We start from the raw sequence: 23,004 nt of genomic DNA, 5'->3' as shown, positions 1-23,004 counted from the left end.
GTGCATGAGCATGCGCCGTTGTCGCTGGCGCAGCAGGCGAGCGGGATGACGGGTGGCGGCCCGCTGTTCACCTCGATCTTCAACTACCGCTACAGCCAGGCACCGAGTTCCGTGGCCGACCCCGGCCTCTCCGGCGTCGGGCTGGTGGGAGGAGGGGACCGCACCAACTACCCCGTGTCCGTGTCCGTCGACGATCTCACCACCGGGTTCGCAGTGAGTGTCGACGTGGTGGCCCCGATCGACGCACGGCAGATCTGCGAGCTGATGCACGCCACCCTGGCCAACCTCGTCGCCGTCCTGGAGGATGCCCCGGAGCAGACGCGGCTGTCGGCGGTGGATGTGCTGGGTGAGGCCGAGTCCCGCCAGATCGTGGCGGAGTGGAACGACACTGCCCGGCCGCTGGTGGACGCGACGTTGCCGGGGTTGTTCGCGGCCCAGGTGGCGCGGACGCCGGAAGCGGTGGCAGTGGTGGCTGACGGGGTCGAGCTGTCGTACGCGGAGTTGGACGCGCGGGCCAACGCGGTGGCGCGGAGGCTGGTCGACCTGGGAGTGGGTGCGGAGTGCGGCGTCGCGGTGCTGATGGAACGCTCGGTCGAGTTGGTGGTGGCGGTGCTCGCGGTGGTGAAGGCGGGCGGCTACTACGTTCCGCTGGATGCCCGGTATCCGTTGGCGCATCGCCGGACGATCGTCGGGGAGACGGGTGCCTCGGTCGTCCTGACGGATGCCGAGTCGCGCGGGCAGGCGGCGGAGTTGGGTGTGGCGGTGCTGGAGGTCTCCGGCGCGGGCGTCGCGGAGCCGTTGGAGGTCTCCTACGAGGCGGAGGGGGTGGCCTATGTGATGTACACCTCCGGCTCGACGGGTCGGGCGAAGGGCGTGGCGGTGACGCATGCCGATGTGGCGGCCTTGGCGCGGGACCGGCGGTTCGCGGGCGCGGGGACGGAGCGGGTGCTGCTGCACTCGCCGTACTCCTTCGACGCGTCGACGATGGAACTGTGGGTCCCGCTGCTGTCCGGGCACCGGGTGGTGGTGGCGCCGGCCGGTGACTTGACGGTCGCCTCGCTGGCGCGGTTGGTGGCCGAGCACGGGTTGACCTGGGTCTTCCTGACCAGCGGCCTGTTCGGCCTGTTCGCCGAGGAGGACCCGGCCTGCTTCGCCGGCCTGCGCGAGGTGTGGACCGGCGGTGACGTGGTCTCCCGGGGCATGGCGGACCGAGTCCGCAGCGCCTGCCCGGGCACTGTCGTGGTGAATGCCTACGGACCCACCGAGGTCACCGTGTTCGCTGCCACGCACACCGCGGTGGACGGCGAGGGCGCGCTGCCGATCGGTGGACCGCCCGACAACATGCGCGTCTACGTGCTGGACGCCGCCCTGCGCCCGGTGCCGGTGGGTGTGGCCGGTGAGCTCTATGTGGCGGGTGCGGGGCTGGCACGTGGCTACGTCGACCGACCCGCGCTGACCGCCGAGCGGTTCACGGCCTGCCCGTTCGCTGCCGGCACCCGGATGTACCGCACCGGAGACCTGGCGCGGTGGAACGCCGGCGGCGAGCTGGAGTACGCCGGCCGGGCCGATCAGCAGGTGAAGATCCGTGGCTTCCGGATCGAGCCCGGTGAGATCGAGGCCGTGCTGCTGGCGCAGCCCTCGGTGGCGCAGGCGGCGGTGGTGGTGCGTGAGGACGTGCCGAGTGACAAGCGTCTCGTTGGATATGTCGTTGCTGCTCCGGAGCTGGAACTCGGCAAGGTGCGTGCGCAGTTGGCGGCGGAGCTGCCGGAGTACGCGGTTCCGGCGGTGCTGATGCCGCTCGACGCACTCCCGCTGACGGTGAACGGCAAGGTGGACCGTAAGGCCCTGCCTGCTCCGGACTACACGGGCCTGGCGGGTGCGGGGCGGGGTCCGGCGACGGTGCGGGAGGAGTTGCTGTGCCAGGCGTTCGCGCAGGTGCTGGGCCTGGAGCGGGTTGGCGTGGAGGGCGACTTCTTCGCCCTGGGCGGCCACTCCCTGCTGGCGATGCGGTTGGTGAGCCGGGTGCGTGCGGTGTTGGGTGTGGAGTTGCCGTTGCGGGTGTTGTTCGAGGGTCCGACGCCGGCTGCGGTGGCGGCGTGGCTGGGTGGGGCCGGAGCGGGTCGTGCGGCGTTGGTGCCGGTGGTGCGTCCGGAGCGGGTGCCGTTGTCGTTCGCGCAGCGTCGGCTGTGGTTCCTCGGTGAGTTGGAGGGTCCGAGTGCGACCTACAACATCCCGATGGCGCTGCGACTGCGTGGGGAGTTGGACAGGGAAGCCCTCGCGGAAGCGCTGCGGGACGTGGTCGGCCGCCACGAGGTGCTGCGCACGGTGTTCCCGGTGGTGGACGGTGAGCCGTTCCAGCGGGTGCTGTCGCCGGAGGAGTGCGGCTTCGAGGTGCCGGTGGCCGAGGTGACGCCGCAGGAGTTGGATGCGGCGGTGGCGGAGGCGGTCGGGTCCGTGTTCGACCTGGCCTCGGAGATCCCGCTTCGGGCGACGCTGCTGGGGGTGGGCGAGGACGACCACGTGCTGGTGGTGCTGGTGCACCACATCGCCAGTGACGGCTGGTCGTTCGGGGCGCTGGCGCGGGACATCTCCACGGCGTACACCGCTCGGCTGGAGGGCCGCAGGCCCGACTGGGCCGCGCTGCCGGTGCAGTACGCGGACTATGCGCTGTGGCAGCGGGAGGTGCTCGGTGACGAGCAGGACCCGGACAGTGTGCTGTCCGGGCAGGTGGCGTACTGGCGCGAGGCGTTGGCGGGGGCACCGGATCTGCTGGAACTGCCCACCGATCGGCCCCGCCCGGCGGTGGCCAGCTACCGCGGTGCCACCGTCCCCTTCGCCGTCGACGCCGAAGTGCACACACGGCTGTTGGAGGTGGCCAAGGCCCACGGGTGCACCCTGTACATGGTCTTGCAGGCCGCATTGGCCGCACTGCTGACGCGCCTTGGCGCCGGCACGGACATTCCGATCGGGTCGGCAGTGGCCGGGCGTGGGGACGAAGCCCTCGACGACTTGGTCGGCTTCTTCGTCAACACTCTTGTCCTACGCACGGACACCTCGGGGGATCCCACCTTCGCCGAACTACTCGACCGCGTCCGTGAAACCGACTTGGCCGCCTACGCCCACCTGGACCTCCCCTTCGAGAGACTCGTAGAAATCCTCAACCCGCCCCGCAGTCTGGCCCACAACCCCCTCTTCCAGGTTGCGCTCGTCCTCCAGAACAACACCCACCACAACGCCACCCTCCACGACCTGAAGGTCGACGGGCTGCCGGTCACCAAGCCCGGCGCCAAGAATGATCTCTCCTTGACCGCGTGGGAGGAGGGCAGTGGTGTGGTTCCCGGCGGACTGGCCGGGGTGCTGGAGTATGCCACAGACCTGTTCGACCGGGCCGGCGCGGAGAGCGTGTGCCGGCGGCTGGTCCGCATGCTCTCTGCCGTCGCCCACGACCCCGAAGTCCGTATCGGCCGGGCTGACATCTTCGCCCCACAGGAGCGGCAGCGGGTGTTGGTGGAGTGGAACGACACAGACCGTGAGGTTCCCGCGGCGACGTGGCCGGTACTGTTCGAGGCTCAGGTGGCGGCAGCACCAGACAGAGTGGCAGTGGTCTACGAGGGCACCGAGTTGACCTACGCCGAACTGAACACCCGCGCCAACCGCCTCGCCCACTACTTGATCGCCCACGGCGTCGGTCCTGAGGATGTGGTGGGGCTGGCCGTGCCGCGGTCGGCGGACATGATGGTGGCGCTGCTCGCAGTGCTCAAGGCGGGTGCGGCCTTCTTGCCGATCGACACCGAGTATCCGGCCGAGCGGATCGCCTTCATGCTCGATGACGCCGGGCCTGTGTGTGTGATCACCACTGTCGGTACGGCACCGGGCTTGCCCACCGACACCGAGGTACTGGTCCTGGGCGACCCCCCCGTCGAGGCGGCCCTGGCCGCCCAGGCTGACACCGACCCCGGCGACCGGGATCGCCGCGCACCACTGTCCCCGGCCAACGCCGCCTACGTCATCTACACCTCCGGCTCTACCGGGCGCCCCAAGGGCGTCACCGTCACCCACCACGGAATCGCCGGCCTGGTCGCCAACCAGGCCGACCGCTACGACGTCGACCCGGACAGCAGGGTGCTCCAGTTCGCCTCCGCCAGCTTCGACGTGACTGTTTCCGAGTATTGCCTCGCGCTGCTGTTCGGGGCGCGCCTGGTGCTTCCCGCGAGGACCCTTTACGGAGATTCTCTCAGTGACTTCCTGCGCGTGAATGAAGTCACTCATGCTCATATTCCGCCGGCGGTCTTGAGCAGCCTCCCCGAGACGCGGTACCCGGACTTGCGGGTGCTGATCACGGGCAGCGAGGCGTTGTCAGCTGAGTTGGTGGCACGCTGGGCGCCGGGCCGACGGATGGTCAATGCGTATGGTCCCACGGAGGCGACGGTTGATGTAGCGTCATGGATTTGCGAGGGACTTACCGGGGAAGAGCAGCTGAGCAGCATTCCCATCGGCCGTCCGGTCTCCAATGCGCAGGTGTTCGTGTTGGACGGAGGGATGGCACCGGTTCCGGTAGGGGTCGCGGGTGAGTTGTACGTTGCGGGTGCGGGGTTGGCCCGTGGGTATCTGAATCGGCCGGGGTTGACGGCGGGCCGGTTTGTGGCGAACCCGTTCGGCCCGGTGGGGTCGCGGATGTACCGCACCGGGGATCTGGTGCGTTGGAACGCCCAGGGGCAACTGGAATTCCTTCGGCGTGTGGATGACCAGGTGAAGGTGCGCGGGTTCCGGATCGAGCTCGGTGAGATCGAGTCGGTACTGCTGCAGGATGCAGCGGTGGCCCAGTCGGTCGCGGTGGTGCGGGAGGACCGTCCGGGTGACAGGCGGATCGTCGCGTATGTGGTCGCGACCGCCGGTGCGGTGGTGGACGCGGCGGTGGCACGCGAGCGTGCCGCGGCGATGGTGCCGGAGTACATGGTGCCTTCGGTGGTGGTGGTACTGGACGCGTTGCCGGTGACGGTGAACGGCAAGCTGGACCGCAAGGCGCTTCCCGCACCGGACTACGCGGTGATCGCCGGTTCGGGCCGTGGGCCGGCGAACGCGGAGGAAGACTTGGCGTGTGAGGCCTTCGCGACCGTCCTCGGACTGTCCGTGGTCGGCGCCGAGGACGACTTCTTCGCGCTGGGCGGCCACTCGCTGCTGGTGACGAAGTTGGCGAACCGCGTGCGCGCGGTGTCGGGCATCGAGGTACCGATCCGGGTGCTGTTCGAGGCACCGACACCGGCCGGGCTCGCCAAGTGGCTCGTGGATCAGGCTGGACAGAAGAAGAAGGCAAGGCCCGCACTGCGGCCGATGCGTGACCAGGGGGAGAACTGATGTTTCCGTTGTCGTTTGCGCAGCGTCGGCTGTGGTTCCTGGGGCAGTTGGAGGGTCCGAGCGCGACCTACAACATCCCGATGGCGCTGCGGCTGACCGGGGAGGTCGACCGGGAGGCCCTGGTCGGGGCCTTGCGGGACGTGGTGGGTCGGCACGAGGTGCTGCGCACCGTGTTCCCGGTGCTGGACGGCGAGCCGTACCAGCGGGTCCTCAAGGTCGAGGAGGCCGGGTTCGAGGTGCCGGTGACCGAGGTGACGCCGCAGGAGTTGGAGGCGGCGGTGGCCGAAGCCTCCAGCCACCTGTTCGACCTGGCCGTGCAGATTCCGCTGCGGGCGACGGTGTTCGCGGTGGCGCCGCAGGAGCACGTGCTGGTGGTACTGGTGCACCACATCGCTAGTGACGGCTGGTCGACCGGTGCGCTCGCGCGGGACATCTCCACGGCGTACACCGCTCGGCTCGAGGGCCGGAAGCCCGACTGGGCCGCGCTGCCGGTGCAGTACGCGGACTACGCGCTGTGGCAGCGGGAGTTGCTCGGCGACGAGCAGGACCCGGACAGTGTGCTCTCCGAGCAGGTCGCGTACTGGCGCGAGGCGTTGGCGGCGGTGCCGGAGGAGTTGGTGCTGCCGGTGGACCGCCGACGTCCGGCGCGGGCTTCGCACCGCGGCGAGAGCGTGGAGTTGACCGTCTCCGCGAAGACGCACCGGCGACTGGCGGCGCTGGCCCGGGAGCGGGGGGCGACCCTGTTCATGGTGGTGCAGGCGGCGTTGGCGGTCACCCTGAACCGGATCGGCGCGGGCACGGACATCCCGATCGGCTCGCCGGTCGCCGGGCGTACCGATGAGGCGCTCAACGACCTGGTCGGGTTCTTCGTCAACACGCTGGTGGTGCGCACGGACCTGTCCGGTGACCCGACCTTCGACGAGGTGCTGGAGCGGGTGCGGGAGGCCAGTCTCGGGGCGTTCGAGCACCAGGACGTGCCGTTCGAGAAGCTGGTGGAGGAACTGTCGCCGGTCCGGTCGATGGCCCGGCACCCGCTCTTCCAGGTCATGCTCACGGTGCAGAGCACGGCTTCGGCGGCGTTGGAGTTGCCCGGGGTGCGGCTCGAGGCGGTTGCCGTGGAAGCGTCGGCGGCCAAGTTCGACCTGGACATGACTGTGGGTGAGGTCTTTGACGCGCAGGGCGCGCCGGCGGGGTTGCGCGCCAAGCTGATCGCGGCTGCGGACCTGTTCGACGCGCAGACCGTGCGGCGGATCGCGGGCTGGTGGGTCCAGGTCCTGGAGACGGTGACGGCGCAGCCGGGGACCCGGTTGAGCGCGGTGGATGTGATGGGCGAGGCTGAGCGTCGGCTGGTGTTGGAGACCTGGAACGACACCGTGGTGTCGGGTGAGGTTGTGTCGGTGCCGGGGCGGTTCGCGGCGCAGGTGGCGGCGACGCCGGGGGCGGTTGCGGTGGTGGCGGATGGTTCGGCGGTCAGCTATGCGGAGTTGGACGCGCGGGCGAATCGGTTGGCGCACCATCTGGTTGCCGAGGGGGTTGGTGCGGAGTCGCTGGTGGGTCTGTGTCTGCCGCGTGGCGTGCAGGCGATCGAGGCGATTCTGGCGGTGTGGAAGGCGGGGGCGGCGTACCTGCCGCTGGATCCGGCGTATCCGGTGCAGCGGCTTGGTGAGGTGCTGGCCGACAGCGGGGCTGGGCATGTGCTGGGTGAGGCGGCGCTGATCAGGGAGTTGGCGGCCGAGGGGGTTTGTTCGATCGCGTTGGATGATCCGGCGGTGCTGGCCGAGCTGGTCGCACGGCCCGCTACTGCGCCGGAACTCGAGGTGCTGGACGACCAGTTGGCCTATGTGATCTACACGTCGGGTTCGACGGGCAGGCCCAAGGGTGTGGCTGTGACGCATCGGGGGCTGGCGAACTACGTGGGCTCGGTGCCGGGGCAGGTGGGCTTCGGTGCGCCGGGTGGGCGGTATGCGTTGTTGCAGCCGACGGTGACGGATCTGGGTAATACGGTGGTGTTCGCGAGTCTGACGACTGGTGGTGAGCTGCACGTCCTCCAGGAGGGTGCGGTGACTGATCCGTCGGCGGTGGCCCGGTATCTGGCGGAGAACCGGATCGATTTCGTGAAGGTGGTGCCCTCGCATCTGGCGGCGCTGGGTGCGGCGGCGGGTCTGGCGGCCCTGATGCCGGCGGGGGCGTTGGTGCTGGGTGGCGAGGCGGCGTCGCCGGCGCTGGTCGCGGGGCTGCTCGAAGTGGCGGGTGGTCGTGGTGTGTTCAACCATTACGGGCCGACTGAGACGACGATCGGTGTGGTGGCGGGCCGGCTGGGCCGGGAGTGGGTGGCTGGGGGTGTGGTGCCGTTGGGGGTGCCGGTGGCGAACACCCGGGCTTATGTGCTGGACGGGTCGTTGAGTCCTGTTCCGGTTGGTGCGGTGGGTGAGTTGTATGTGGCTGGTCCGCAGGTGGCACGCGGGTATGTGGGGCGTGCCGGTTTGACGGCGGGGCGGTTCGTGGCCTGTCCGTTCGGGGTGGTCGGCGAGCGGATGTACGCGACGGGTGACCTGGTGCGGTGGACCACCGACGGCGAACTGGTGCACCTGGGCCGTGCGGACGAGCAGGTGAAGGTGCGCGGCTTCCGGGTGGAACCGGGCGAGGTCCAGGCCGTGGTGGCCGAGCACCCGGGCGTGGCGCAGGCCGCGGTCATGGCCCGGCAGGACCAGGTGGGCGAGGACTCGCAGTTGGTCGCCTACGTGGTGGGCACCGGCGCTGCGGGCGATGAACTTCCGGCTTCTGTACGTGATTTCGTGGCCGGGCGGTTGCCGTCCCACATGGTTCCGGCCGCTGTGGTGGTCCTCGGCGAGCTGCCGCTGACGGTGAACGGCAAGGTGGACCGTAAGGCCCTGCCTGCTCCGGACTACACGGGCCTGGCGGATGCGGGGCGGGCTTCGGCGACGGTGCGGGAGGAGTTGCTGTGCCAGGCGTTCGCGCAGGTGCTGGGCCTGGAGCGGGTTGGCGTGGAGGGCGACTTCTTCGCCCTGGGCGGCCACTCCCTGCTGGCGATGCGGTTGGTGAGCCGGGTGCGTGCGGTCTTGGGTGTGGAGTTGCCGTTGCGGGTGCTGTTCGAGGGCCCGACGCCGGCTGCGGTGGCGGCGTGGCTGGGTGGGGCCGGCGCGGGTCGTGCGGCGTTGGTGCCGGTGGTGCGTCCGGAACGGGTGCCGTTGTCGTTCGCGCAGCGTCGGCTGTGGTTCCTGGGGCAGTTGGAGGGCCCGAGTGCGACCTACAACATCCCGATGGCGCTGCGGCTGACCGGGGAGGTGGACCGGGAGGCCCTGGCTGGGGCGTTGCGGGATGTGGTGGGTCGGCACGAGGTGCTGCGCACCGTGTTCCCGGTGGTGGACGGTGAGCCGTATCAGCGGGTGCTGTCGCTGGAGGAGTGCGGTTTCGAGGTGCCGGTTTTGGTGGTCGGGCCGGACGGGCTGGATGCGGCGGTGGCCGAGGCCGCCAGCCACCTGTTCGATCTGGCCGTGCAGGTTCCGCTGCGGGCGGCGGTGTTCGCGGTGGCGCCGCAGGAGCATGTGGTGGTGGTGCTGGTGCACCACATCGCTGGTGACGGCTGGTCGTTCGGTGTGCTGGGGCGGGACATCTCCAGGGCGTACACCGCTCGGGTGGAGGGCCGGAAGCCCGACTGGGCCGCGCTGCCGGTGCAGTACGCGGACTATGCGCTGTGGCAGCGGGAGGTGCTCGGTGACGAGCAGGATCCGGACAGTGTGCTGTCCGGGCAGGTGGCGTACTGGCGCGAGGCGTTGGCGGGGGTGCCGGAGGAGTTGGTGCTGCCGGCGGATCGCCAACGTCCGGCGCGGGCTTCGCACCGCGGCGAGAGTGTGGATCTGACCGTCTCCGCAGAGACGCACCGGCGACTGGCGGCGCTGGCCCGGGAGCGGGGGGCGACCCTGTTCATGGTGGTGCAGGCGGCGTTGGCGGTGACGTTGAACCGCCTGGGGGCGGGCACGGACATCCCGATCGGTTCCGCGATCGCCGGGCGTACCGATGAGGCGCTCAACGACCTGGTCGGGTTCTTCGTCAACACGCTGGTGGTGCGCACGGACCTGTCCGGTGACCCGACCTTCGACGAGGTGCTGGAGCGGGTGCGGGAGGCCAGTCTCGGGGCGTTCGAGCACCAGGACGTGCCGTTCGAGAAGCTGGTGGAGGAACTGTCGCCGGTCCGGTCGATGGCCCGGCACCCGCTCTTCCAGGTCATGCTCACGGTGCAGAACATGGCTGCGGCGGTGTTGGACTTGCCCGGGGTGCGGCCTTGGGCGGTTGCTGCGGCTGCGTCGGCGGCGAAGTTCGACCTGGAAGTGAGTGTGGGTGAGGTCTTCGATGCGCAGGGCGTGCCGGCGGGGTTGCGCGTCACGCTGATCGCGGCTGCGGATCTGTTCGACGCGCAGACCGTGCGGCGGATCGCGGGCTGGTGGGTCCAGGTCCTGGAGACGGTGACGGCGCGGCCGGGGACCCGGTTGAGCGCGGTGGATGTGATGGGTGAGGCTGAGCGCCGGCAGATCGTGGAGGAGTGGAACGAGACGGCGCTGGAGGTGGCGTCCTCGACCTTGCCGGCGTTGTTCGCGGCGCAGGTGGCGCGGACGCCGGATGCGGTGGCGCTGGTGTTCGAGGGTGTCGAGGTGTCGTACGCGGAGTTGGACGAGCGGGCGAACCGGTTGGCGCGGTTGCTGGTCGGGCGTGGTGTGGGTGCGGAGTCGGTCGTGGCGGTGTGTCTGGAGCGCGGGGTCGAGGCGGTGGTGGCGATCCTGGCGGTGGTGAAGGCGGGGGGTGCGTATCTGCCGATCGATCCGGTGTATCCGGACGACCGGATCGGGTTCACCTTGGGTGATGCGGGCGCCTGTCTGGTGCTGACGTGTGCTGAGCTGGCGGATCGGTTGGGTGGCTTCGGTGTCGGGGTGGCGGTGTTGGACGAGCCATCGGTGGTGGGGGAGTTGGCGGCGCTGGATGGCGGGGCGGCGGAGTGTGCGGTGCTGCCGGGGCATCCGGCGTACGTGATCTACACCTCGGGGTCGACGGGTCGGCCCAAGGGCGTGGTGGTGTCGCACGGCAGTGTGACCGAGTTGTTCGCGCAGGCGGGGCCGCTGTTCGGCGGGTTCCGGGCGGATGACGTGTGGTCGTGCTTCCACTCGTTCGCGTTCGACTTCTCGGTGTGGGAGATGTGGGGTGCGCTGCTGCACGGGGGTCGGGTGGTGGTGGTCCCGTCTGGGGAGTCGCGGTCGCCGCAGGAGTTCCTGGCGCTGATCGAGCGTGAGCGGGTGACGGTGGTGAGTCAGACACCGTCGGCGTTCTACCAGTTGGCTGCCGCGGAGGAGCAGCGGCCTGGGTCGGTGGCCTCGGTGCGTGCGGTGGTGTTCGGCGGTGAGGCGCTGGATCTGGGCCGGCTGAGCGGCTGGTGGGGGCGCCACGGTGATGCCGGTCCGCGGTTGGTGAACATGTACGGCATCACCGAGACGACGGTGATGGTGACGTTCCGCGAGCTCGCGCCGGGTGAGGGCGGGTCGGACAGCGTGATCGGGCGTGGCATCCCGGGCCTGGGCGTGTACGTGCTGGACGAGTTCCTGCAGCCGGTTCCGGTAGGTGTGACGGGTGAGTTGTACGTTGCTGGCGGGCAGTTGGCGCGCGGGTACCTGGGGCGTCCCGGGCTGACCGCGGGGCGGTTCGTGGCGTCGCCGCTCGGGGTGCCGGGTGGGCGGCTGTACCGCACGGGCGACCGCGCGAAGTGGTCGGGCGACGGAGAGCTGGTGTTCGCGGGCCGCGCGGACGAGCAGGTGAAGGTGCGCGGCTTCCGGATCGAGCCCGGCGAGGTCCAGGCCGTCCTGGCCGCCCATCCCGCCGTGGCCCAGATCGCGGTCGTCGCTCGCGAGGACGTTCCGGGAGACATCCGCCTGGTGGCGTACGCCGTTCCGGCCGGCTCGGACACACCGCCGGACGAACTCGTCGCCCTGTTGCGGGAGTTCGCGGGTGAGCGGTTGCCGTCCTACATGGTGCCGTCGGCAGTCGTGCTGCTGGACGCGCTGCCGCTGACCGTGAACGGCAAGCTCGACCGCACGGCCCTGCCGGCCCCGCAGTACGCCGTGAGTGCGCAGGCCCTCCAGGGCGGTGGCTCGCTCAGTGCCTTCGAGCAGAGCGTGTGCGAGGCGTTCGCGAAGGTACTGGGGTTGGAGAGCGTCGGGGTCGACGACGACTTCTTCGCGCTGGGCGGGCACTCGCTGCTGGCGGTGTCGTTGGTGGAGGAACTGCGGTCGCGTGGTGTGTCGGTGTCGGTGCGCGACCTGATCACCAACCCGACCGTGGCGGGGCTGCTCAGCACGTTGTCCTTGTCGTCGGTCAAGGACGCGTTCTGCGGCATGCTCGCCATCCGGTCGAGCGGCAGCGAGCCGCCGTTCTTCTTCGTGCATCCCGGAAGCGGGTCGAGCTGGTGCTACCTGCCGCTGGCCCGGTACGTCCCGCAGGAGTATCCGCTCTACGGGTTGCAGGCCGACGGGCTCGACGGCACGAGTGAACTCGCCTCCGGTGCTGTGGAGATGGCCGCGGCGTACATCGAGCAGATTCGTTCCGTGCAGCCGAGCGGCCCCTACCATCTGGTGGGCTACTCCTTCGGGGGGACGGTGGCGCACGAGATCGCGGTGCAACTGGAGGCCGCGGGTGAGCAGGTGGCCGCGCTGGTCATCCTGGACACCTTCCCGGTGCAGCGGGACGCGGATCCCGCCGCGGTCGGCGAGGCATCCCGCGACGCCGGGGAGGCGGACGGGTCCGACGACCCGGCGGGCTCGTCGACGTCCGACGAGAACGACGTTCTTGCCCAGAGGCTCCGGGAGCTCCGGGCGAGTGTGGGCCATGTCCTCGGCGGGGTCTCGGACGAGGAGCTGATCCGGATCGTTCACGTCTTCGACAACAACAAGCAGCTGCAGGAGGAGCACCGGGCCGGTCGGTTCGGCGGGGATGCCCTGGTGGTGGTCGCGGCGGAGGGCAGGGCGACCGATGTGCCGTGGGTGCAGCGGTGGGAGCCATACATCTCCGGGAAGATCACCGAGGTGAGCCTTCCCTGCACGCACCGCGACCTGGTGCGGCCTGACACACTGGGCCAGGTGTGGGCCGCGGTCGAGGGATGGCTGGGCTCGGGCCGGTCGTAGCGGTCTCCTACGGGCACGGCGGTAGGCACGCCGGAAGCGAACGGGAGTGTTGTCATCCGCACCGCGGGCGGCGGCCCTCCCGCTCAATGCACGCGACCGGGCGCAACTCGCCGTCGCCGCCCATGAGGCGAGGATCGTCTCGCCTCCCGAGTGACGCCCGGCTCGGCCACCGACCGAAGCGGGAGCCCTGGCCCACCAACGGCGGACCAGGGCTCCCGCGCTCTGACCGGTACTCTCAGCGCGCCATGGCGACCAGGACTCGGCGGCTCCCGGAGAACGCCCTGCGCCCGTGTGCGACGGCGACGTTGTCGATGACCAGGACGTCGCCCTGGCGCCAGTCGACGTCAACGGCCAGCGCCAGTCCCTTCTCGCGGATCTCAAGCACGTAGTCGTCGGGGATCGGGGAGCCATCGGCGAAGGTCACCGACTGCGGCAGCTCGTCCGCGGGGACGATGGCCGCGAGCTCGCGCATGGTCTCCTCGCCCAGTGTCGCGGGGTGCCACTGGTCCGCCTGGTTGAACCAGACCTCCGCACCGGTGACCGGGTGGCGGACCGTCGAGGGCCGGACCTGGCGCGTCCGCAGCGCATTGCCGGCGGTCCAGTCCCAGCTCACGCCCGCCTCGGCCAGCAGCTTCTCGACCTCCGCCCGGTCGTCCGTCTCGAACGTCGCCTGCCAGCTCTTGCCGAAGCCCCGGCCGCCGTGAAGGTACTGCCGGTAGCAGACACCGCCGCTGAAGTCCGCACGGATCCGGTCGTCGAGTGCCGCCAGCCAGGTGGCGCCGTCCAGCAGTGGAGTGGCGCCTCCCGTCGCAGCCGGCCATACGCAGCAGAAGAGCAGCCGGGAGGGCCAGGCGTGGGCGTAGGAGAGCTCGCTGTGCATGGAGATCGCGTACTCGGGCGGGTACTCCGTCGAGGTGTAGACGTTGTCGGAGACCTTGGTCCTGGGCGTGTTGCCGTGCACGTACGCGAGGCGCTCGGGCAGCAGGGCGGGCATCACGTCCGCCAGGCCCGCCTCGGTGACATCGAAACCCCGGAACAGCAAGGCCTGGTGACGGCCCAGCAGTTCGTCGACCGCGACTGAGTCGAGGTACTCCGTCAGTCCCTGGGGGGTCGCGCCGGCGCCGGTGTTCTCGGGCGTGATCCGTTGCGGTGCCCAGCCCTGCTGAACGCTCATGGGGGATATCTCCTTGGTGATTGGGACGTTGGGCGTCGAGTCGTGCACCTGTGTTCAACGGTGGTCGCGCGGCGGTTGAACGCTGGCCAGCACGACTGGAGTTGTTGGTTCGGTGGGACTGAGGCCATGCTGCTGTCGAGAGGCGGGGCTTCGTGCCCGTGGCGGGCAGCAGGGGGATCTCTCCAGAGCCCTCTTTTGGTCGCCCACGATTGTCACTGAACGCCGGGTGGTCCGCCAGGAGTGCTGCGACCACATCGAGCAGGACCGGACCGACACGCGGTCCAAAAGCCTGGTCGAGGCCGTGTCCCAGAACTGACAGGTCCACCCGACCGGGTCGGCCCCGAGGCGACCTTGCGCCGCCGGGGTCGCTCCGCACGTCGACAGACAACACACCGCTCCAGACGGAGGTACCAGCCGTGTCGGCCCTAGTACGCCGAGTCCGCAGCAAGACCCGCATGTGGGGGTGGACGTTCCGATGACGACCAGCAACAGCCGCACGCCGAGCCGAACCCGCCAGGCTCCGCCCCGGCGCCCGGCCCACCCGGGGACCGGGACGCTGGACCAGCCGGCCCTCGAAGGCAAGAACACCCCCAACGCCGCCCGGATCGTCGGAGTCGGCACCGCCAACACCGAGCACTCCTACTCGCAGCGGGAACTGCTCGACATCTTCCGCATCACCGACCCCAAGGTACGCTCGATCTTCCTCAACAGCGCGATCGAGCGCCGCTACCTCACCGTCCCGCCGAGGGACGCCGACGGCGCCGTGCTCTCCGAGGCTCAGGGCGAACTGCTGGACAAGCACAAGCGACTGGCCCTGGACATGGGCGCCCGGGCGGTCCGCGCCTGCCTCGAGGACAGCGGACTCGAGCCGGCCGACATCGACTACCTGTGCTGCACCACCACAACCGGCTTCCTCACCCCTGGCCTGAGCGCCCACCTGATCCGCGAGATGGGGATCCTGCCGAAGACCAGCCGCATCGACGTGGTCGGGATGGGCTGCAACGCCGGGCTGAACGCCCTCAACGCCACCGCCAGTTGGGCCACCGCCAACCCCGGTAGGGTCGCCGTCCTGCTTTGCGCCGAGGCCTGCTCGGCCGCCTACGTGATCGACGGCACCATGCGCACCGCCGTGGTCAACAGCCTCTTCGGCGACGGCGCCGCCGCCATCGCCCTGATCGCCGACCCGCCGGACAGCGCCTACGCCCCGACCGACGTGCCGCCCGGCACCAGCGGCCCGCGCATCCTCGGCTTCGCCAGCCACCTGATCACCGACGCCATCGGCGCGATGCGCTACGACTGGGACGACGAGCAGGGCAAGTTCAGCTTCTACCTCGACCCGCACGTGCCCTACGTGGTCGGAGCCAACGCCGAACAGGTCGTCGACCGGCTGCTGTCCGGCGCCGGCCTGCGCCGCAGCGACATCAGCCAGTGGCTGGTGCACTCCGGCGGCAAGAAGGTCATCGACGCGGTCCGGGTCAACCTGGGCCTGACCCGGCACGACGTCCGGCACACCACCAGCGTGCTGCGCGACTACGGCAACCTGTCCAGCGGCTCGTTCCTGTTCTCGTACCAGCGGCTGCTCGACGAGGGCGTCGCGAGGGCTGGCGACCACGTCGTGATGATGACCATGGGACCGGGTTCCACGATCGAAACGGCGCTGCTGCAGTGGTGAGGGAGAAGCAGATGGCAGAGAACACGAGGACCACCGGGCTCGGTGCGGGCCCCGAGGACATCGACCTGGTCATCGACGGCGCCAAGCCGCTGACCCTCGCCACCGTCGCGGCGGTGACAGCCGTCTGCGACCGCGTCGAGGAGCGGGCCGGCAGCGGCCGCGTCGTCCTGCGCCTCGGCGGTGTCCCCGGCGGCACCTGGGCCGCCGATCTGACGGTGTCACTGGTCAGCAAGTGGGAGCGCGCGCTGCGCCGCCTCGAGCGGCTCCCCGCCGCCACCATCGCCATCGCCGACGGCGACTGCGGCGGCACCGCCCTGGACGCGATGCTCGCCGCCGACTACCGCATCGCCACCACCTCGGTGCGCCTGGTGGTACCCGTCGGTGGCGGCGCGACCTGGCCCGGCATGGCCCTCTACCGGATCTCCCAGCACGGTGCGACCGCCGCCGCGATCCGCCGCGCCGTTCTGTTCGGCACCCCGGTCGACGCGGGCGACGCACTCGCCCTGCACCTGCTCGACGAACTCACCGAGGACGTCACCGAGGCCCTCGCCACCGTCGCCCTGCGCGCCGGCGGCATCAGCGGCACCGAACTGGCCATCCGGCGCCAGCTCATGGCCGACGCGGCCACCACCAGCTTCGAGGAGGCCCTCGGAGTCCACCTCGCAGCGGTCGACCGGACCCTGCGCCGCGCTGTCGCCGGAGCCGCCTCGTGACCACCCGCCAGGCCCCGAACGCCGCCGGCCACCCGCCGGCACCCGAGGAGGACCTGCGCGCGATGCGCGGCGACCTCGCCACCGCCCGTGCCGCCCTCGCCGCCGCCGCAGCCCACTCCGAGGGCCTGCTGGCGATCCTGCCCGTCCCGGCCGTGCGCACCACCTGCCAGCGCACCGCCGCCGCCGAGGCGATCGACGTCACCCGGACCCTGCGCGAGATGTTCCTGCGCACCCACATCGACGCCGTCCACGACGAACTCACCGCCGGCCGCACCCGCCACCTGCGGCTCGCCGAACTCGCCGAGGCCGCCGCCCACGCCTTCCCCGGCCTGGTGCCCACCGCCACGCAGCTCGACGACGAACGGACCCGCACCCAGGCCGGCAAGGAAGGCCACGAGATCGACCAGGGCCTCTTCTTCAGCCACCTGCTGCGCTCGCCGGTCGCCGGGACGCACCTGCTCGAGTCGATGCTGCGCCCCACCCAGCGCGCACTCGACCTGCTGGACCAGTACGCCGCCACCGGCCGCATCGACCTCGGGCCGGTCCGGCTGGAACGCACCGGCCCCGTCGCCCGGCTCACCATGACCGGCCACGACCGGCTCAACGCCGAGGACAACCAGCAGGTCGACGCCATGGAGACCGCCGTCGACCTCGCGATGCTCGACCCCGAGGTTGAGGTCTGCCTGCTGCGCGGCGGCGAGATGACCCACCCCCGCTACTGGGGTCGGCGGATCTTCAGCGCCGGCATCAACCTCAAGGCGCTCTCCGGTGGCGGGATCTCCCTGGTCGACTTCCTGCTGCGCCGCGAACTCGGCTACATCCACAAGATCCAGCGCGGTCTGATCACCGGCGACAGCACCAGCTGGCGCCCCGCGAGGGTGGAGAAGCCCTGGGTCGCCGCCGTCGACGGTTTCGCGATCGGCGGCGGCATGCAGTTGCTGCTGGTTTTCGACCACGTGCTGGCCGCCACCGACTCCTACCTCAGCCTGCCCGCCGCGAAGGAGGGGATCGTGCCAGGCGCCGCCAACTTCCGCCTCAGCGCGATCGGCGGGCCCCGGCTGTCCCGCCAGGTCATCCTCAGCGGACGCCGCGTCCACGCGGGCGAACCGGAGGCCGCCCTGCTCATCGACGAGGTCCACGAGCCCGACGAGCTCGACCTCGCCATCGAGCGGAGCCTGGACCGGATGCGCGGCCAGGCCGTGGTGGCCAACCGGCGGATGATCAACATCGCCGAGGAACCGATGGATGCGTTCCGGCTCTACATGGCGGAGTTCGCACTCCAGCAGGCGCTGCGCCTGTACAGCGGAGATGTCATCCACAAGGTAGGCCGCTTCACTGCCGAACAGAGCCGCCGCCAGGAGCGGGACCAAGCCCGGGGGTGGGCGGAGTGAGTGGCCCGGACGAGCCACGGGTGCGGTACGAGAAGAAGGACCGCGTCGCTCGCATCACGCTCGACCGGCCCGCCGTGCTCAACGCCATGGACCTGCGGATGCACGAGGAACTCGCGCAGATCTGGGACGACGTCGAGGCGGACGACGACGTCCGGGTCGCGGTGCTCACCGGCGCCGGCGACCGGGCCTTCACGGTCGGCCAGGACCTGCATGAACGGGCCCGGCTGGACGCGGCAGGAGTGCCGCGCACCAGCTTCGGCAGCCGCGGCCAGCCCGGGTGGCCGCGGCTGACCGAGCGGTTCGACCTCTCCAAGCCGGTCCTCGCCCGGGTCAATGGCTACGCCCTGGGCGGAGGCTTCGAACTCGCCCTGGCCTGCGACCTGATCATCGCCTCGGACCAGGCGATCTTCGCGCTGCCCGAGGCCCGGCTGGGGCTGGTCCCCGGCGCCGGCGGGGCGTTCCGGCTGGCCCGCCAGCTACCGTTGAAGACGGCGATGGGCTACCTGCTGACCGGCCGTCGCATGGACGCCGACACCGCCCTGCGGTTCGGCCTGGTCAACCGGGTCGTCCCGGCTGACCAGCTCGACGACTGTGTCGCCGAGTGGACCGACGACCTGCTGCGCAGCGCCCCGCTCGCAGTACGGGCGATCAAGCAGGCCGTGATGCGATCGGTGGACCTCCCGCTCGACGAGGCGTTCACCGCCGCCTATCCGTGGGAGCAGCGGCGCCGCGACAGCGCGGACGCCGTCGAGGGCCCGCGCGCCTTCGCCGAGCGGCGCGAACCCCGATGGCAGGGCCGCTGACCCTGCCCGGCCGCGCAACCCGCCCGTCCCGTGCACCCGCCTCGTAGCGGGCGCACGGGACGGGTGATCTCCCGGCCGGGAACGGTGAGTTGTTCAAGTGACGCACGGTGCTGGTTGAACACCCGTGCCGATCACTTGCGCCGGGTTGAACACCCGCACCATCGCCAGTGGTTGGGGCATAGTGGTCTGCGTCGCCAGGAACCGACGGAGTTCGGCGAGGCCGGACGTCAGGAAGCCTGGACCGGACCGAGGAACCGTGGGTGGTGGAGCTGCGGCCGGACAGCCTGATCGCGACAGTCGGGGGAAATGATGTCCCCCTGAGCTGTTAGCGGTCATCGCTAAAACTCTGTTAGCCAGAGTGCACGAGTCGGAGGGGAACCCACGAACGAGGTACCCGCGGGATGGAGTGTGGCGCACGGTCCGGCGGACAGGAAGTCCTGCGTGGAGTTTATCGAAGGCACGTGGACGGATATGCGACCCAAGAGCCTGATGGACGCCATGGATAACCTGGCCGCATCGTCCTGACCCATATCCGCAACCAGGGAAACAAATTAAAGGGAGCAGTCCGTGGAAGATCTGTCGCCGCTTTCGGATCCTGGCATCGTCCCGAATCCGTACCCGACCTATGCGCGCCTTGCCGAGCAGGAGCCGGTCCACTGGTGCGAGGGCTTGAACGCGTGGGCCGTCATGGGATACGAGGACTGCGCGAGCGCGCTGAAGGATCCCCAATTCAAGGCCGAACGCATGGAAGAGATTCTGAGTGGCAAGTTCGACGGCCGGGAACTGCCGACCGAGAATGTTTATCACCAGTTCACCAAGAACGTGATGATGTACACGGATGGGCCGCAACACAACGCACTGAGGAAGTCCACGCACGCCGGCTTCACGCGCGAGGCCCATGAGTTCTACAGCAAGGTGATCGAACGTGTCGCCTACGACCTGGTCGCCAGTATCCCGGACGGCGTGAAGGAGATCGACGCCGTCACCGCGCTGGCCGAAAAGCTTCCCGTGAATGCAGCTGTTCACGCCTTCGGAGTTCCCGAAGAGGATCTTGACGCCGTGATACCCAGCGTAGCCAAGGTGATGACCTACTGGTCGGGGCCGCAAGAGCAGCCGCTGGAGCTCGAGCACCTGCTCGAGCACCTCACGGACCTCCACACCTACGCACTCGAACTCATTCAGGGCAAGCGAGGAAGGGTCCTTCCGGGCACGGTCATCGCCCGACTCGCGGCCAGCCTGGCGGACCAGACCGAGGTCACGCCGCAGCAGACCGTACATCAGCTGGTGCTTCTGTTGATCGCGCTGTTTGCGCCCACGACGCCGGGATCCGTCGGTAGCGGCATGCTCGCGTTCGCGACGAACCCCGATCAGATCGCACGCTTCCTGGAGAATCCCGAGTGCGTTGAGAACACGGCGAACGAAGTGGTGCGCTTCAACGCGTCAAACCAGTTTACGTGGCGCGTCGCGGCGACGGACGTGGACCTGCGCGGTGTTCGTATCAAGGAGGGGCAGAGGGTCGCCCTGTTCCTGGGGGCGGCAAATCGGGACCCGAACGTCTTCGCCCGTCCGAACGAGTTCGACCTTGGTCGGCAGAACAGTGGCAAGAATCTGTCGTTCGGCTTCGGGCCGCACGCGTGTCTCGGTAGGCAGATAGCTAGCCTCGAAATCAAGTGGTTCTTCGTTGCTCTCTTCGCACGTTTCCCGATGATCCGGCTGGCGGGAGACCCCGAATGGAACAGCAACCTTGAATTCCGGTCGCTCCGGTCCCTGCCACTGCTCCTGGCCTGACGAGCCGTCATCCGGGGCACGGGGCTGATGGACTGCTTCTGCGTGGCGAATGAACCGCACGGGGGCTTTCGCGTCACACGATAGGGGTTCTGTCATGACGCCCCGTGCCCTCGTGCAGATGCGAAGGCCGGCGGCCAAGCTCGGCAAACCGCTCATCGCGAAGCGGCCAGGGGGTCGGCCCGCCTCGGTAAGGGGGTACTCGGACATGGCGCCTTCATAGTGAAGCCTGGTCAGGCTGTTTGGCCCGTCCCCCGGTGAGTAGACACCCCGATACTTGGTTCCTCCATAATCCAAGAAGAAGGGGCCCTGGATGCCACGTCCATCCCGTCATTCCCCGGAGTTCCAGCGCGACGCAGTCGCCCTCGTACGCTCCAGTCCGCACCGCACCATCGCCGACGTCGCCACCGAACTCGGCGTCAACCGCGAGACCCTACGGAGCTGGGTGCGCCGCGAGGAGCGCGCCGGCACCCTGGCCGCCGGCGGAATGGGACCGACTGAGCTTGAGGAACTGAGAACTCTTCGTTCGCGTGTGGCCAGCCAAGTATTCACCCTGGCAGTGGGGCCGCAGCGGAAAGTGCATGCCAGGCCGCGAGGAAACCCATGGATGCCGAAACACTTCCAGCAAGCACCCTTGACCATTGCGCCCCCACCGCCACGGCTGGCACGGCACCGACGTGCCTGGCTTCCGTGCCCGCGCGCCGCTCCAGCAGTGCCGCTGACCCCAAAGAAGCGGAGGAGTTCCTGCGCCAGTTCCATACCGAGCAGCCCGAGCAGCCCGTCCCGTTCACAGCGCGTCTGAGACAGGTCCTCATCGAGATCGACAATACGGGCGCCTATCGACACACCTCCGAGGAACTGGCCTTCGGCGCCCGTGTAGCCTGGCGTAACTCCAGTCGCTGCATCGGTCGCTTGTACTGGAACAGCCTTCGCGTCATGGACCGACGGGACGCGAAAACGTCCGAGGCGATTTACCGATGCCTCTGTGAGCATCTGCGTCAGGCGACGAACGCCGGACGCATCCGCCCCGTCATCTCGATCTTTGCCCCCGACACCCCCGAGCGGGCCGCCCCCAGAGTATGGAACGACCAGCTCATCCGTTACGCCGGCTACCGCCGGCAGGACGGGACCATTCTTGGTGACCCAGCGTTGGTGGACTTCACTGAGGCCGTCTGCCGACTTGGATGGTCGGCCCCCCAAGGCCTCTTCGATGTATTGCCATTGGTCATAGAGACCGCCGATGACAAGCCGCAGATCTTCGAGCTGCCCTCCGATCTGATCCTTGAAGTGCCCATCATCCACCCGGAGCATCCACAGATCGCCGATTTGGCGTTGCGCTGGTATGCCGTGCCAGCGATCTCCAACATGCGTCTGCGCATCGGAGGCATCGACTACCCCCTTGCCCCGTTCAACGGCTGGTACATGGGTAGTGAGATCGGCGCGCGCAACCTGGTCGACGAGGACCGGTTCGATTTGTTGCTGACCGTGGCAGAGTGCCTCGGCCTGGATATCAGCAGCGAAATCACCCTGTGGCGTGATCGCGCGTTGGTCGAGCTGAATGTTGCAGTCTTGCACTCTTTCACCACCGCCGGTGTCACGATCAGCAACCACCACACGGAATCCCGGCACTTTCTCACCCACCTGGCCCGGGAAGGGCGTAACGGCCGCACTGTTTCCGCGGACTGGAGCTGGATCGTTCCCCCGATCTCCGGCGGCATCACGCCCGTCTTCCACCGCTACTACGACGACACCGAGCAACGCCCCAACTTCTACCTTGACGACCAGGCGCGTGCTCGCAGCCGGGGACAATGCCCGTATGCGCACTGAGCGACTCACCGCCGCGGCGGCTTCGGTCCGGGGTCCTGCCTTCGGCGAGATGTGGCGCCTCGTACGTCGACCAGGTGTTCCAGATCGACCTGGTTTGCTCGGACCCTGGCAGCGCTGCCCGGCGGCGCCACGTTCGCCAACCACAAGACAAACCTTGGGAGTGCCACGTGAGTGAGACGCGTGCGGCCTTCGTTCCGGCAGCTCCCCCCGCGGCGAAGGTCCACGAACTGCTACTGGCCGCAGCCCGGGTGACCCCGCAGGCACCCGCGGTCATCGACTACACCGACAGCGGTGAGCTCAACATCATGACCTATCGTCAGCTTGAGAGCCTCGCCGTCGCGTGCGCGACCGAGATGGACCGGCCGGGTCTGGACATAGGTGACCGGGTGCTCGTTGAGGCGGACAACAGGCCCAGCGATCGCCATGTTCCTCGCCTGCTCGATGCACGGTGTCACCTTCGTCCCGGTCAGCCCGGACACCTCCGACCAGCGGCTGCTCTCGGTCCTGGACACCTCCGGGGCCGTACTCCACACGCGCGCCGCCGCGGTCGCGCGAGCCTGCCTGCCTGATTCGGTCGCGACGGCACGGTTCGACACGACCAGACTGACGGTCGAGCGGGCGCCCACGCCCCGTACCCGGCACCGTCGCGCTGCGGTCACCACCGACACCGCTTACATGATCTTCACGTCCGGCACGACGGGGCGACCCAAGGGGATCGTCATGAGCCACCGGGGTGTGCTCGCCTTCTACCGCGGACTGATGGACCACCGGATCGTCACCAGCGAAGACCGGGTGGCAACCACCTCGCCGCTGCAGTTCGACTTCTCGCTGCTGGATATCGGCCTCGCTCTGAGCAGCGGCGCCGCCGTCGTGCCCGTGCCGCGCGACCAGCTGCGCTTGCCGCTCCGCTTCCTGCAGTGTCTGGCCGACACACGGGCCACCCGGGTCGACGGGGTCCCCTCGATCTGGCGTCCGGCGCTATGGCTGGAGCCCGAACGGCTCGCCTGCACCCGCCTCGTAGCGGGCGCACGGGACGGGTGATCTCCCGGCCGGGAACGGTGAGTTGTTCAAGTGACGCACGGTGCTGGTTGAACACCCGT

The 23,004-nt window shown here is 69.4% G+C and carries 11 protein-coding genes and 1 pseudogene; 11 read left to right on the top strand and 1 reads right to left on the bottom strand.

All coding sequences use genetic code 11. The features are described 5' to 3' along the window. The first annotated feature begins 18 nt into the window (after window positions 1-18). Both ABH928_RS35855 and ABH928_RS35850 read left to right on the top strand, forming a co-directional pair. Window positions 19-5,355 carry an amino acid adenylation domain-containing protein gene (locus ABH928_RS35855; RefSeq protein ID WP_370072930.1) on the top strand — a complete coding sequence of 1,779 codons (5,337 nt, stop codon included), beginning with the start codon at window positions 19-21 and terminating at the stop codon, window positions 5,353-5,355. Then, window positions 5,355-12,539 (top strand): amino acid adenylation domain-containing protein, encoded by a 7,185-nt coding sequence (locus ABH928_RS35850; RefSeq protein ID WP_370072929.1) that lies wholly within the window; start codon window positions 5,355-5,357, stop codon window positions 12,537-12,539. Before ABH928_RS35855 ends, ABH928_RS35850 begins: the two co-directional genes overlap by 1 nt. A 235-nt stretch (window positions 12,540-12,774) precedes the next feature. Here the strand turns inward: ABH928_RS35850 and ABH928_RS35845 are convergent, their stop codons facing one another. Then, on the bottom strand, window positions 12,775-13,713 hold the full coding sequence (locus tag ABH928_RS35845) for a TauD/TfdA family dioxygenase (RefSeq protein WP_370072928.1): 939 nt from the start codon (window positions 13,711-13,713) through the stop codon (window positions 12,775-12,777). A 475-nt stretch (window positions 13,714-14,188) separates the two neighbouring features. On the opposite strand from ABH928_RS35845, the gene dpgA reads away from it, so the two are divergent. The 9 genes and pseudogenes from dpgA to ABH928_RS35800 all read left to right on the top strand — a co-directional run bounded on the left by dpgA (window position 14,189) and on the right by ABH928_RS35800 (window position 22,945). Further along, window positions 14,189-15,385 (top strand): 3,5-dihydroxyphenylacetyl-CoA synthase DpgA, encoded by a 1,197-nt coding sequence (gene dpgA / locus ABH928_RS35840; protein WP_370072927.1) that lies wholly within the window; start codon window positions 14,189-14,191, stop codon window positions 15,383-15,385. An 11-nt stretch (window positions 15,386-15,396) separates the two neighbouring features. After that, window positions 15,397-16,098: an enoyl-CoA-hydratase DpgB gene (gene dpgB, locus ABH928_RS35835; protein ID WP_370072926.1), complete on the top strand. Its 702-nt coding sequence runs from the start codon at window positions 15,397-15,399 to the stop codon at window positions 16,096-16,098. Between the two features lie 62 nt (window positions 16,099-16,160). Continuing rightward, window positions 16,161-17,489 carry a (3,5-dihydroxyphenyl)acetyl-CoA 1,2-dioxygenase DpgC gene (dpgC, locus tag ABH928_RS35830; protein WP_370072931.1) on the top strand — a complete coding sequence of 443 codons (1,329 nt, stop codon included), beginning with the start codon at window positions 16,161-16,163 and terminating at the stop codon, window positions 17,487-17,489. Further along, a complete protein-coding gene (gene dpgD, locus ABH928_RS35825; RefSeq protein ID WP_370072924.1) occupies window positions 17,486-18,292 on the top strand; it encodes an enoyl-CoA-hydratase DpgD in 807 nt (268 codons plus the stop codon). The genes dpgC and dpgD overlap by 4 nt, the downstream gene beginning before the upstream one ends. 387 nt (window positions 18,293-18,679) lie before the next feature. Next, window positions 18,680-18,817: pseudogene (locus ABH928_RS35820) on the top strand (MbtH family NRPS accessory protein); the annotation flags it as partial. Between the two features lie 42 nt (window positions 18,818-18,859). Further along, window positions 18,860-20,080 (top strand): 4-nitrotryptophan synthase, encoded by a 1,221-nt coding sequence (gene txtE / locus ABH928_RS35815; RefSeq protein WP_370072923.1) that lies wholly within the window; start codon window positions 18,860-18,862, stop codon window positions 20,078-20,080. Between the two features lie 310 nt (window positions 20,081-20,390). After that, a complete protein-coding gene (locus tag ABH928_RS35810; RefSeq protein WP_370072922.1) occupies window positions 20,391-20,879 on the top strand; it encodes a transposase in 489 nt (162 codons plus the stop codon). Beyond that, window positions 20,768-21,904 carry a nitric oxide synthase oxygenase gene (locus ABH928_RS35805; RefSeq protein WP_370072921.1) on the top strand — a complete coding sequence of 379 codons (1,137 nt, stop codon included), beginning with the start codon at window positions 20,768-20,770 and terminating at the stop codon, window positions 21,902-21,904. The genes ABH928_RS35810 and ABH928_RS35805 overlap by 112 nt, the downstream gene beginning before the upstream one ends. Window positions 21,905-22,327: 423 nt before the next feature. Further along, window positions 22,328-22,945 carry an AMP-binding protein gene (locus tag ABH928_RS35800; RefSeq protein ID WP_370072920.1) on the top strand — a complete coding sequence of 206 codons (618 nt, stop codon included), beginning with the start codon at window positions 22,328-22,330 and terminating at the stop codon, window positions 22,943-22,945. Window positions 22,946-23,004 lie beyond the last annotated feature (59 nt).

This window comes from Streptacidiphilus sp. MAP5-3, from assembly GCF_041262505.1.
GTDB lineage: Bacteria > Actinomycetota > Actinomycetes > Streptomycetales > Streptomycetaceae > Streptacidiphilus.
This window is presented reverse-complemented; position numbering and strand designations above follow the sequence as displayed.